General features: G+C 58.7%; 10 protein-coding genes and 1 tRNA gene. 3 read left to right on the top strand and 8 right to left on the bottom strand.

Going from position 1 to position 10,820, the window contains the following annotated elements; genetic code table 11:
* Positions 1-120: 120 nt before the first annotated feature.
* The 6 genes from G7020_RS13180 to G7020_RS13155 form a co-directional block, all read right to left on the bottom strand.
* Positions 121-1,596 carry a sensor domain-containing diguanylate cyclase gene (locus G7020_RS13180; protein WP_258189346.1) on the bottom strand — a complete coding sequence of 492 codons (1,476 nt, stop codon included), beginning with the start codon at positions 1,594-1,596 and terminating at the stop codon, positions 121-123.
* A 188-nt stretch (positions 1,597-1,784) separates the two neighbouring features.
* Positions 1,785-1,860, bottom strand: a tRNA-Thr gene (locus tag G7020_RS13175).
* A 69-nt stretch (positions 1,861-1,929) separates the two neighbouring features.
* Complete coding sequence (locus G7020_RS13170) at positions 1,930-2,694, bottom strand: DUF3618 domain-containing protein (RefSeq protein WP_181085092.1); 765 nt, start codon at positions 2,692-2,694, stop codon at positions 1,930-1,932.
* Positions 2,691-3,131, bottom strand: a complete 441-nt coding sequence (locus G7020_RS13165; protein WP_181085090.1) for a phage holin family protein — start codon at positions 3,129-3,131, stop codon at positions 2,691-2,693. Before G7020_RS13165 ends, G7020_RS13170 begins: the two co-directional genes overlap by 4 nt.
* Positions 3,128-3,868 (bottom strand): hypothetical protein, encoded by a 741-nt coding sequence (locus tag G7020_RS13160; protein WP_181085088.1) that lies wholly within the window; start codon positions 3,866-3,868, stop codon positions 3,128-3,130. The genes G7020_RS13165 and G7020_RS13160 overlap by 4 nt, the downstream gene beginning before the upstream one ends.
* A gap of 433 nt (positions 3,869-4,301) precedes the next feature.
* A complete protein-coding gene (locus tag G7020_RS13155) occupies positions 4,302-6,425 on the bottom strand; it encodes a glycoside hydrolase family 5 protein (protein WP_181085086.1) in 2,124 nt (707 codons plus the stop codon).
* A 527-nt stretch (positions 6,426-6,952) separates the two neighbouring features.
* On the opposite strand from G7020_RS13155, the gene G7020_RS13150 reads away from it, so the two are divergent.
* Positions 6,953-7,165, top strand: a complete 213-nt coding sequence (locus tag G7020_RS13150) for a DUF2945 domain-containing protein (RefSeq protein ID WP_181085084.1) — start codon at positions 6,953-6,955, stop codon at positions 7,163-7,165.
* Complete coding sequence (locus tag G7020_RS13145) at positions 7,165-7,731, top strand: DUF488 family protein (protein ID WP_423835659.1); 567 nt, start codon at positions 7,165-7,167, stop codon at positions 7,729-7,731. The genes G7020_RS13150 and G7020_RS13145 overlap by 1 nt, the downstream gene beginning before the upstream one ends.
* A gap of 29 nt (positions 7,732-7,760) precedes the next feature.
* Here G7020_RS13145 and G7020_RS13140 read toward each other — a convergent pair whose 3' ends face one another.
* A complete protein-coding gene (locus G7020_RS13140; protein ID WP_181085082.1) occupies positions 7,761-8,531 on the bottom strand; it encodes a WecB/TagA/CpsF family glycosyltransferase in 771 nt (256 codons plus the stop codon).
* A 199-nt stretch (positions 8,532-8,730) separates the two neighbouring features.
* On the opposite strand from G7020_RS13140, the gene G7020_RS13135 reads away from it, so the two are divergent.
* On the top strand, positions 8,731-9,774 hold the full coding sequence (locus tag G7020_RS13135; RefSeq protein ID WP_181085102.1) for a glycoside hydrolase family 5 protein: 1,044 nt from the start codon (positions 8,731-8,733) through the stop codon (positions 9,772-9,774).
* Positions 9,775-9,818: 44 nt separating this feature from the next.
* Here the strand turns inward: G7020_RS13135 and G7020_RS13130 are convergent, their stop codons facing one another.
* Positions 9,819-10,796: a phosphoribosyltransferase family protein gene (locus G7020_RS13130; protein WP_181085080.1), complete on the bottom strand. Its 978-nt coding sequence runs from the start codon at positions 10,794-10,796 to the stop codon at positions 9,819-9,821.
* Between the last annotated feature and the right edge of the window lie 24 nt (positions 10,797-10,820).

Raw genomic sequence — 10,820 nt, 5'->3', positions numbered from 1 at the left:
GCTGACATTGCCGCGCTGGCGCGGGAAGCAATGTTCAATGGCGGAGAATTGTTCGGGTGTGATCATCATGCGCGAAGTATCCCGCATTACTCGCCGTCAAGCCAGTAGCGTTAACAGGCCCTAATCCGGCGTCCCGCTCACGAAGCACACCCGATTTCGGCCACTGTGCTTGGCGGTGTAAAGCGCCCTGTCGGCTCTGGTCATCAGCGCCTGCTGATCATCCTGCCCGGAAAGCGTCGTCAGGCCGATGCTGACCGTGATGACAATATTGGCCGACGGAGTTGAAAACGACGTCTCGGCCACGGCCTGACGGATCTTCTCGGCGACACAGCGCGCACCTTCGGCATCCGTGTGCGGCAAGGCAATGGCGAACTCCTCGCCACCGAGGCGCCCGAGAATGTCATGGGCACGCAGCAAGCGGTTGCAAATGGCGACAAACTCCTTGAGCACGGCATCACCGATGGGATGACCATAGGAGTCATTGACGTGCTTGAAGTGATCGATATCGAGCATCAGCAGACTCAGGCGCCCATCATGTCTGCGCGCCCTGGCCAGCTCCGCTTCGAGGCTGGCAAAAAAGGCACGGCGGCTGCTGGCCCCGGTGAGCACATCGGTATTGACCAGTTGCGTCACCTGTTCATGGGCCTGGCGCAGCAGGGCGGTATCACGAAAGTGCCGGCAGCTCAGCACGAAGACCAGGAACGCCACCGCCAGCAGCAGCAAGGAAATGAGGCAGGCAGAGATCAGCAGAAACTCCCGGCGCTCATGGAAATTCGCCATATAGTCTTCTGGCGACAGCATCACGAGCACCACCACCCCCTCCTTGTCGAGGCGACGATAGGCACCCAGGCGATACTGGCCATCGATGGCACTGACGCCTGTGTAGTAACCGTGCCGGGGTCCCTCGGGGTCAAAATAGGGCTTGTCTTCGGGCATTTTGAATCGGCCATAGCGCCCCGGTATTGGCGTCCCGGAAGCAATGGCGCGAAGACTGCGATCCGTGCCCAGCAGCACGATGGTGCCATGGGCACCCACGTTGATCTGCTGGTAATAGTCGGAAAAGAAGCTGCTCGCCACGGAAAGCACCAGCACACCGGCAAAGCGGCCTTCATGGCGGATCGGTCGGGTGAACTGGATGGTCCACTGGCGCGACATCCTTCCCAGCACCGGTTTGCTGATGAACAGCCGGTCCTGTTCCGGATTGTCACGATGCACCTGGAAATGCTCGCGGTCACTCAGGTCCACCGACCCGGCCACCCGCGCCAGGTTGGAAAATACCAGCTTGCCATCGGCATCGATCACGGCCAGTTGCGCGACGAAGCTGCCATAGGCTTCAAGCTCTTCGCTAACGTGCTCCTCGAAGGTATCGGGATGCTCCAGCACGTCCTCGCGCATATCCAGCAATACGATATCCATCAGCCGGATCGCACTGCTTACATGCGCTTCGAAGGCGGTCGCCAGGTTCATAGCATCGTTACGGGCACCTTCCTCCGCAGCGGCGCGTTCATAACGGATCTCGTTGAGCACGAACACCCACATGGGCACCAGCGCGAGAAACAGAATGGAACCAGCCAGCAGCCCCGCCTTGTCCTTCAAGCCCATTCCCAATCACCCCGGCGCCGATGTCTGCGATGTCCAATGGCCATTTCGACGTTCGCTTGACCCGATTCGACACACGCCCCGCTTTGTCACGACTCGCCTGAATCATGTGCAATGCAGACAGGGCGAACCTGCGCTCGTTCGCCCACGAAAAAGGCCTGCATCGCTGCAGGCCTTCGATGGTCTGGTGCCGGAGACAGGAATCGAACCTGCGACCTTCGCGTTACGAGTGCGCTGCTCTACCTACTGAGCTACACCGGCGCCGGTGTCGGATTATCGGGGCTTGTCAGGCCGGACTCAAGCCCAGCCTGACAAACCCGAGCATCCGTTTCACAGCCCTGGTGTCGGCTCGGATCGGGTTCGCGATGTGTCGTTGCGTTCGATCTCGTGCTTGACCTCGCTGGCGACTTCCTGGCCCATATCGGTGACTTTCCGATAGCCCTCTTCAGCTTTGTGGCGAAGGTTGTCGGTCATGCTGTCACTGGCCTGGCCGAGCAATTCATCTTCGCGACGGGTTGGCGGGACCGATGCGGCCAGCAACGCGCCCAGGGCGATACCGATCGCGCCCAACGCCAGCGGCTGTTCGTTGAGCAGGTGATTGAAGCCGCCCCGTGCGCGCTCACTCTGCTGGCGCAGCTTGTCCGCAGTCTGTCGGCTGGTATCGCTGACGCGGTGGCGCGCATCGGCCAGCGAGGCGGACATGTCATGCCCCATCTGGCTGGTCTTGTCACGCAGGTCGTTACCCTGCTGCTTCAGTCCAGAGGCCTTGCTGGACAGTTTATCCGTCAAGGACGGGCCGGTGCTGGTATACGCTGGTGGCTGTCGGTTCTGTCCGGCCATCAGCCAGATCAGGCCGATGGAAGTCAGCACCGTGGGCACCGGGTTGGCCTTGGCGGTATTGCACAGGTTGCTGAAGAACTCGCCACCGCCGCCCTTGACGTAACCCAGCGCCGTGTCGATGAGTTCACCGGGCGACAGCTTGTTTTCCAGCGCGTGGACGATATCGCCGATCTCGGCTCGTTTCTGATCGATCTCGCGCTCCAGCTCTGCGGGATCCTTCTGCGCTTCGACATTTATCTGATTGCCTGTGCTCATGACGTATGCCCCCTGACGGCTTCTTTATCCTTGTTCATGGAATGAAGAGTGCGCTCGGGCTTGAATGAAGAGGCCTCGAACTTCTTCTTGCCTGCCGAGACCATGATCAGGCCGATCACCACCACGACACCGCCGACGATCAGCGCTGCGAGCCAGGGTGCCATGACTTCGCTCAGGCCATATACCGCCGACATCAGCAGGATGATGAAGCCGCCCAGCAGAACGGCGCCGCCACTGGCAACGCTGGCCGCGCCCGCCTTGGTGGCGCGAATGGATTCGGTCAGCTCGGCTTTCGCCAGCGCCAGTTCCTTGGTGATGAGGGAGGGAACTTCATGGGTCAGTTGCCGCAGCAACCCCCCTACGGAACTGTCATTCTCCGGGCGCATGCCCGGTTCCGGGGTGATGGTGGTTGTGGTTGGCTTGCGTGCTTCGCTCATGGGTAGAGCCCTCCGTCAGTACCTTTGCCATTGCGACCGGCCTGAGGTGCCGAGCTGCCCGCTGTACCCATGCCGGCTCCGGTTGTGCCTGGGGCGGTACGGGCAGTCGAGGAAACCCCGGCATTGCTGATGCTGCCGATGGTTCCCGGCTCGCCGGTAGTGAGTCGTTCGTTGAGTTCATGCTGGCTGGGGCTCCGATGGCTGCCAAATGCCTGGTTCGACGTGGCAACGGCGCTCGAATGGCCATGATGCCTGGAACCATCCTCAGCACGTCTGCCGGACGCTTTGGCAAATCGAGTCAGGCCGAAGCCCAGCGCAATGCTGCCGGCAATAAACAGCGTCGGGTTGTCACGGGCCAGGCGGTTCACGTCCTGGAAGAGTTCATCGACGCTTTTGCCGCGCAGGTTGTCCGACAGCCGGACCATGCCCTGGGCCATGTCGGACACATAACCGGACAGGCCCAGGGTGTCCTGCCCTTCCAGTTCACGGGCCGCGGCTTCAGCGCTGTGCGCAACCTTTTCGATCTCGTCGGCAGCCGTCTCGCGGTAGCCGTCGAGCTGGCTCTTGCCTTGGGCCTTGACCTCTTCAGTTGCCTGCCGGGCCTTGGCACGCACATCGTCGGCAGCCGCTTGCGCCACCGAGTCGGAAGTCGTTTTGGTATCCGTGTGGGACGTAACGTCGGGACCGGTTTTGCCCAGGCCACCGTAACCAGTGATTTCTTCGTCGGGTGTCGTCATTTGATTCACCTTTTATATGGCTTGGCCGCAAGACCAGAGTCCTGTGAAATTCAGCCTGCAGCGACGAATCGCGCAGGCTGTAGTTGCTGCATACATATAAGGTGACCGGGGCCGGTTTTTTGAGTTCCCTTTTTCACGGCCCCGCTTTATTCAGGAAACAGGGGTGTAACTGTTATTGCAGAGCCCTTCGCGCACCCCTTCGATAATGGCTTGTTGCCTATTCATGAACGCCATGCTGCAAGTTCTCTGGGTTTAAGCGAAACGCCGCCCGGCGAGCGAAACGGCAACTTCGCTTTATCTATCGCCACTGTTGCCGACTAATAAAAAGCAGGAAACGAAACCGCAGCCGACGAACAGCCCTCTACCAAAGCAATGCATTTCGACAGGCACAAAAAAACGGGCCGAAGCCCGTTTTTCTGGTCAGTGCGATCCGTTATTGCAACGGACCTATGGTAGAGCAGGTTTTCTTCGCTTTGGCATACTTCTGCAACGGTGCCATCTGGGGGCGATGCTTACCACTTGTCACGTCCAGCGCCATGATGTTCTCACCCCAGCGAGGACCGGCGGCCCAGTAGCTGCTCGGAATGCAGTTCTCGTTCAGGTAAGCCAGCAGGTTGTCGGTCGCGACCACGGCAGACGGAGAGAAGTCCGGAATGCCATGCTCACCGAGGTAACCACGCAGCTTGTTCTTCTTCAGCCACTCGACCCAGGGCTTGACCCGCTCGACACCCAGCATCGGGGCGAAGGTTTCGGCACGGTTGCGGTAGGTGCCCGAGTAGTCGTGATCAAGATACTGGTGCGCTTCGTAGACCAGGTTGTTCTTCGGATCGCGCATCCAGGGATCGTTGATCAGCTGGGTGTTGTACTTCTGCCAGTGGAAAGCGCTGGAGTAACGATCGCCGGCAATCATGATCCACTTGCTCGGGTCGACCTTGCGGATCGCCTGCCCGGCTGCCTGGGCAGTCTGCGGCCAGAGGTTGTTGCCGGTGTTGTACGGCTCGTTCATCAGACCGTATCCGTACAGGGCCGGGTGCTTGGAGACTTCCACTGCGATCTTGCGCCAGGTTTCGGCAAACTCTGCACGCGGTACGCCGGGAGAGTTGATTACCTGGCCGTAGTATCGGTAGTAGTTGTGCATATCAAGGATGACCTTGATGCCGTACTTGTGGGCATGGTCCAGCGACGTCTTGATTCGCGCCAGCTCTGCCGCATCCAGCGGGGTACCGAGCTTGGGCTGAATGCGCTCCCAGAGGAAGCCCAGACGAATCAGCTTGAAGCCGAGTTCACTGTGACGCTTGTAATAGGACTCGTCGGCATAGGTATAGCCCTTGTTGTAGATACCAGGGACGGTGCCCGGATCGAACACGCCCGAGGCGAAGTTCACGCCCACCAGGTCAATCCCGTTGCCGGGGTTGGTGGGAGTCGGGGTCGGAGTCGGCGCGGGTGCTGGAGTCGGCGCAGGGGTCGGCGCAGGCGTCTGCGGCGAGCTGCCGGCATCGCCGGAGACCACGGTCAGGGTTTTCGGATAGCCGACGCTGCTGGCCGACAGCTTGTCGCCACTCAGGAGCACGGTCAGGTGCGCACCGATGTCATAGACCGCGATGACCTTGCGGACCTGACCATCGGCCAGGCGTACCGAGGCGCCGGTCTTGAAGGCCGACTTGTTGCTAGCCGTATTGGGAATCGAGAAGCCCGCCTGCTTGCGGTAGATGCCGTTTTCCCAGTCTTCATTGGTGAAGCTGTTCATGCTCGCGCTGTAGGTGCTCTCCACCGGCACGCTGGGCGTCGGCTTGGCTTCCGGCGCAGGCGCAGGGTTGGTCAGGGACGGTGTACTCGGTGCCGTTTCGGCGCTGGCCAGAGTGCTGATGGTGCGCGGAGCACCCACCTTGTTGCCATCGAGCGGGCTGCCCTCGAAATAAACGCTGATGTTGCTGCCAACCACGAAGACCTTGCTGATCTTGCGCACCTGGTTATCGGCGAACTTGACCTGTACGCCCGGCTTGAAGGCGGCAATGGCAGCAGGCGAAGACGGAACGGAAACCCCCGCTTCCCGACGCCAGACCCCATTGAGGAAGTCATTGCTGGTGAATTTGTTGATCTGGCTGGTGAAGGCCTCAGTCGGAGCCGGAGCCGGCGCGGATGCACCCGGCGCAGCCTCGCCCGCGACGACGGTGCTGATCGTGCGCGGAGCACCCACCTTGTTGCCGTCGAGCACGGGACCATCGACATAAACGCTGATGTTGCTGCCGACAACGAAGACCTTGGTGATCTTGCGCACCTGGTCGTCGGCGAACCGGATCTGCACACCCGGCTTGAAGGCGTCACGGGCAGCTGCCGAATACGGCACGGAAATGCCCGCCTCGCGACGCCAGACGCCGTTGAGGAAGTCATTGCTGGTGAATTTGTTGATCTGGGAAGTGAAGGCGGTCGCAGAAGACGCGTTTATGCTAATGCTCGCCGCCGCTTCACCGCCGATAACCAGTGAACCGAGTACCGCAGCCATGGCAATGGAGCGAACAAGTGCCTTGGGCGCACTTGAGAATACAGTGATAGACATTCAGTCTCTCCGGAACTTAATACTTCTAAAGGTCGGAGCCTTTAAAAAAGTAGCGGGAGTTAATAGAGTCGTGCAGGCGCCTGATGGGTTTGAATCTCATTACGCGCAACCGAACGAACCGCGCACAAGGGGCCGGATTACCTTGGTGGAGAACCCGGCAATCCGTTGCGTGGCGCCTTTATAATAGGTTTGCAAAACGAATGGAAACCGAGTCGACGGTTTAACATCGCCAAATAGCCGTCACATTCAGCAATCCGCCATTAAAAGGCTATTAAAACATAGCCAAATGCCATGTAGCGGAAAAGCGGCTGGGCGCTTTAAACCGTTCGCCAGAGAAGAAAGTGAGCGTCATTTTTTTGAATTTGTTTTTTTTGAAACAGGTTCTGCAAATCAGCTTTTCCGACGAGTGGATACTACAAAACGGCTGTTTGAAGGTCGGCTTATAAAGGGTATCGAGACAACCAGCGTTTCGCTTGTTTGAAGCGTCATCGTTTGCCAGAAGCCAACGGCAGCCACTCGGAGGAACCATGCCCCATCAGTTCAAGGTCGGCGACCACGTCCGCTGGAATTCCGAAGCGGGCCATGTCACTGGCCATATCATCAAGGTGCATACGCAGGACACCGAATACAAAGGGCACACAAGGCGGGCCAGTCCGACGGAGCCACAATACGAGATCCGGAGCGACAAGACCGATCATGTGGCCATGCACAAGGAAAGCGCCCTGAGCAAAGCCAAGTGATCCCATTGGCGCAGCGGATCTGGACGGTCGGGCACTCCACTCGCACCGGCGCATCCTTCATTGCGCTGCTCAAGCACTACGGGATCGAGATGGTTGCAGATGTTCGACGCCATCCCGGATCGCGGCGCCTGCCACAATTCATGTCGGACAATCTGCAGGCCGCCCTCGAAGAACAGGGCATTGGCTACCGATGGCTCGGAGAGCTGGGTGGCCGCAGACGTGCCCCGGCGGATGCGCCTGCCAGTGCCTGGCGCAACCCATCATTTCGCGGCTACGCCGAACACCTTAAAAGCGAAGAGTTCGCTGCAGGGCTGCAGCAGTTGCTGAGCCTGGCGGCAGAGCGCCCCACGGCCATGATGTGTGCCGAAGTGCTGTGGTGGCGATGCCATCGCGCCATGATTTCGGACGTACTGAAACTGGGTGGCGTCGAGGTTCTGCATATACAGGATGAGCAGCGGCTGACAGCGCACCCCTACACCTCTCCGGCCAGAGTGAAGGAGGGTGAGCTGAGCTATATCGAGGGTGCCGGGCAACCGCTGAAAACAGTCATGGTGACTGCAAAATGAGGTGGTGGACGCTCACCTTGATGGTGCTTTCAAGGCCCGCGCTTGAGTGCATTCCAGCCCCCGACACGATTCGGGCGCGAAAAGACATTGCGTGACAGGTAATAGAAGAACAGAGGAATCCCCACCGCATAGCGCTTGAACAGCCGTTTTGGCTCGATCAGCATGCGGAACGCCCATTCCAGGCCGAACCGACGGAAGAACAGCGGCGCACGGGGAAAGCGCTCCGCGGTGAAATCCAGGATGGCGCCGCCACAGATCAGCAATGCCGGCGTCTCCATTGCACTTTGCAGATAGAGCGCGACCTGCTCCTGTTTCGGCATACCCATGGCCAGCACGATGATGGGATAACGCCCTGGAACATGGTGCGCCCGGTAAAAATTCAGATATTCCTCGCTGCGCTTGAAGCCGTCGATGGCATGGAAAGGACGGTCCCCGAACAGGTTGCGCGCACCGTCGCTCAGCCAGGGTTCTCGCGTGCCCATGGCGAAGAGTTCATAGTTGCCCTGCGAGCCGGCCACCAGTTCCTCGATCAACCGGGGAATGAAATCCGACCCGTTGAGGTTGGCCTTCGGTGCCACCCCGTTGAACCAGCAGGCCATTTTGATCCCGATGCCGTCGCGCAGCAGATAGTTGACCTGCAGAAAACTGTCGCGAACCGAGGCATGGCGTTGCGCGATGTTGTAGCCATGCTGATTGAGAAATCCAAGAATGGTTGGCGATTCACGCATCCGAAGTTCGGAGATGAACGGGCCAGTGTCGGCCTCCTCCAGGAGCTTCAGCTTCCCGATCAAAGGATCCATCCTTCTGGCGCGGGGGTTTTTCATAAATAATTTCTCTGTCGGTCATTCAATTCAGGGACGATGGGATTCGCAGGCAACCCGCTTCGGTCTTTACGAACCAGGGCCGATTCGCAGGAAAACTGAACAATGCGTGTAGACGCCGGACAAAAGGAAGCAGCCGCTGCTGCGACCTTTTCCAATGGCAAAAGAGGTAGTGAAGATGATAGGGACACGCGGCAATTCGCAACGGACGAAAGGAATACTTCTCGGACTCGCACTTGTGCTCAGTAGTGCCGCAAGCGCGGCAGAAAATGTCGACCTGATCGGAATGAACATCGGGGGCGCCGCATTTTCCGGCAATTCCATCCCCGGCAAATACAATACAAATTATTTCTTTCCCGCTCCGGACTATCTGACGATCTGGAAAGAGCGAGGCATTCGCACCATTCGCTTCCCGATCATGTGGGAACGTTTGCAGGCTGAACTCAATGGCGAACTGGACGAGGAGTATGCTCGGCGTATCGAAGAATTCATGCAACAGGCTGCTGACCATGACATGCGCGTCATTCTCGACATCCACAACTACGCTCGTTATCGAAAACAGATAATAGGCACGGATGCGGTCCCCATATCTGCCTATGCAGACTTGCTGGAGCGCATTGCCAAACGCTGGAAGAATCATGAAGGGCTTTGGGCCTACGACATCATGAACGAACCCCATGGCGCCGATAAATACTGGCCGGCAGCGGCCCAGGCCGGAATCGATGCGGTTCGCAAACATGATCGCGAGCGCCCGCTGCTTATCGAAGGAAACTTCTGGTCCAGCAGTTATCTCTGGCCAAAATACAACGATCCACTGCTGGACTTGAAAGACCCCGCCGACAAATTGATATTTTCCGCTCACCTTTACCTCGACAAACACGGCAACGGACAATACCGGGAGCCACCGGAAGATGACTTCGACACCATGCTCGGCGTCAAACGGGTCAAGCCTTTTATCGACTGGCTGATCAAGCATGAAAGACAAGGCCATATCGGTGAGTTCGGTATTCCGCCCGATGAACCGCGCCTGCTGGAAGCCATGGACAACTTGCTGGCTTATTTGCAGAAACACTGCATACCCATGACTTACTGGGCGGCAGGTCCATCCTGGGGCAACTACAAGTTATCGGTCGAACCGACCCGTGACGGCCAGAACCGCCCGCAATGGGCCATCCTCGAAAAGTACGTCAATCAGGGTGGCTGCAGCAGTATCGGCCCTTGAAGCCACCTGCATGGCAGCCCGCTCACTCAACGGGCTGCCATGCTTCAGCTTTTGGAATGCGACATCGGCATCCACTTCGCCATTTTCGATTTCACCTTGCCGATCAGCTTCGCTCTCAGGCTATGGCTCTTGCGCAATGTGCTGGCCTTGAGGTTGTACACCTGGCCCGGCACATACATTTCATTGGTTTCGATGCAGTACACCGGCTTGCCGCTGAGCTTCATGATTTCGACGGCCTGCCGATCCTCGCTCTCGACGAAGAGCCGCGTCTGCGGTTGCCTGGCATACACCTCGGCCTTGAACTTGTGATGAATATTCAACCGGCGACGCTCCTCCGCCGAAGGCAGATCGAGCATGTGCAGGGTCCCGTACTGCACGCCATTGCGCTGCAACCACGCCTCGGTTTCCGGGCGATATTTCTCCAGCCGGCTGGTCACCAGATGGGCGACCTTGATCGAGGGGATGAAAAGCGGACGCGTGCAACTGAGGAAATCACGGTAGTTCGGCCCGTCATCGTTCTGTTCGGTCGTGGGATCGACGCAGAGCACGCCGTCGATATCCAGACAGGCCTGCCCCATGAAGGGGTGGTGCATGATGTTCCACTCGAACACACGCGGCTGCTCGACGAGCTCCAGGTACATGTCCACCAGATGGCGATTGTGCTTTTCGGCGAACGCCGCCAGGGTCACCACCTCGCCCTGATAGACGGCCCGCACCTGCTCCACGGCGGCCTGCATCGACTTGGCCGTGGAAATGCTGTCGTCCACCAGCAGCACTTTCTTCGCATCCCTGGGCTTGACCAGGTCGGCATGCTTGTAGGTCCGCGTACTGCCCTTCTTCAGATCATCATTGCGCAGGAACGAGTAAAGATCGGTCAATGGCAGGTTCTGTTTCAGCGCGACGATACTGGCGACCAGCATTCCGCTGCGGGGAATGCCTATGACCAGATCGACATCATTGGGAACCTTGCCGGCACACTCATTGCTCAGTTGCGATAGATGACTAAGACTGCGGTAATTCATCGAACACTCTCCTGCGCCCTGTTC

Source organism: Stutzerimonas stutzeri (assembly GCF_013522825.1).
GTDB lineage: Bacteria > Pseudomonadota > Gammaproteobacteria > Pseudomonadales > Pseudomonadaceae > Stutzerimonas > Stutzerimonas stutzeri_AK.
This window is presented reverse-complemented; position numbering and strand designations above follow the sequence as displayed.

What these genes read in the sequence shown, in the direction of transcription:
- G7020_RS13170 (WP_181085092.1), bottom strand. Translation starts at nt 2,694, where the DNA reads ATGAGCACAGGCAATCAGATAAATGTCGAAGCGCAGAAGGATCCCGCA.
- G7020_RS13165 (WP_181085090.1), bottom strand. Translation starts at nt 3,131, where the DNA reads ATGAGCGAAGCACGCAAGCCAACCACAACCACCATCACCCCGGAACCG.
- G7020_RS13160 (WP_181085088.1), bottom strand. Translation starts at nt 3,868, where the DNA reads ATGACGACACCCGACGAAGAAATCACTGGTTACGGTGGCCTGGGCAAA.
- G7020_RS13155 (WP_181085086.1), bottom strand. Translation starts at nt 6,425, where the DNA reads ATGTCTATCACTGTATTCTCAAGTGCGCCCAAGGCACTTGTTCGCTCC.
- G7020_RS13150 (WP_181085084.1), top strand. Translation starts at nt 6,953, where the DNA reads ATGCCCCATCAGTTCAAGGTCGGCGACCACGTCCGCTGGAATTCCGAA.
- G7020_RS13140 (WP_181085082.1), bottom strand. Translation starts at nt 8,531, where the DNA reads ATGGATCCTTTGATCGGGAAGCTGAAGCTCCTGGAGGAGGCCGACACT.
- G7020_RS13135 (WP_181085102.1), top strand. Translation starts at nt 8,731, where the DNA reads ATGATAGGGACACGCGGCAATTCGCAACGGACGAAAGGAATACTTCTC.
- G7020_RS13130 (WP_181085080.1), bottom strand. Translation starts at nt 10,796, where the DNA reads ATGAATTACCGCAGTCTTAGTCATCTATCGCAACTGAGCAATGAGTGT.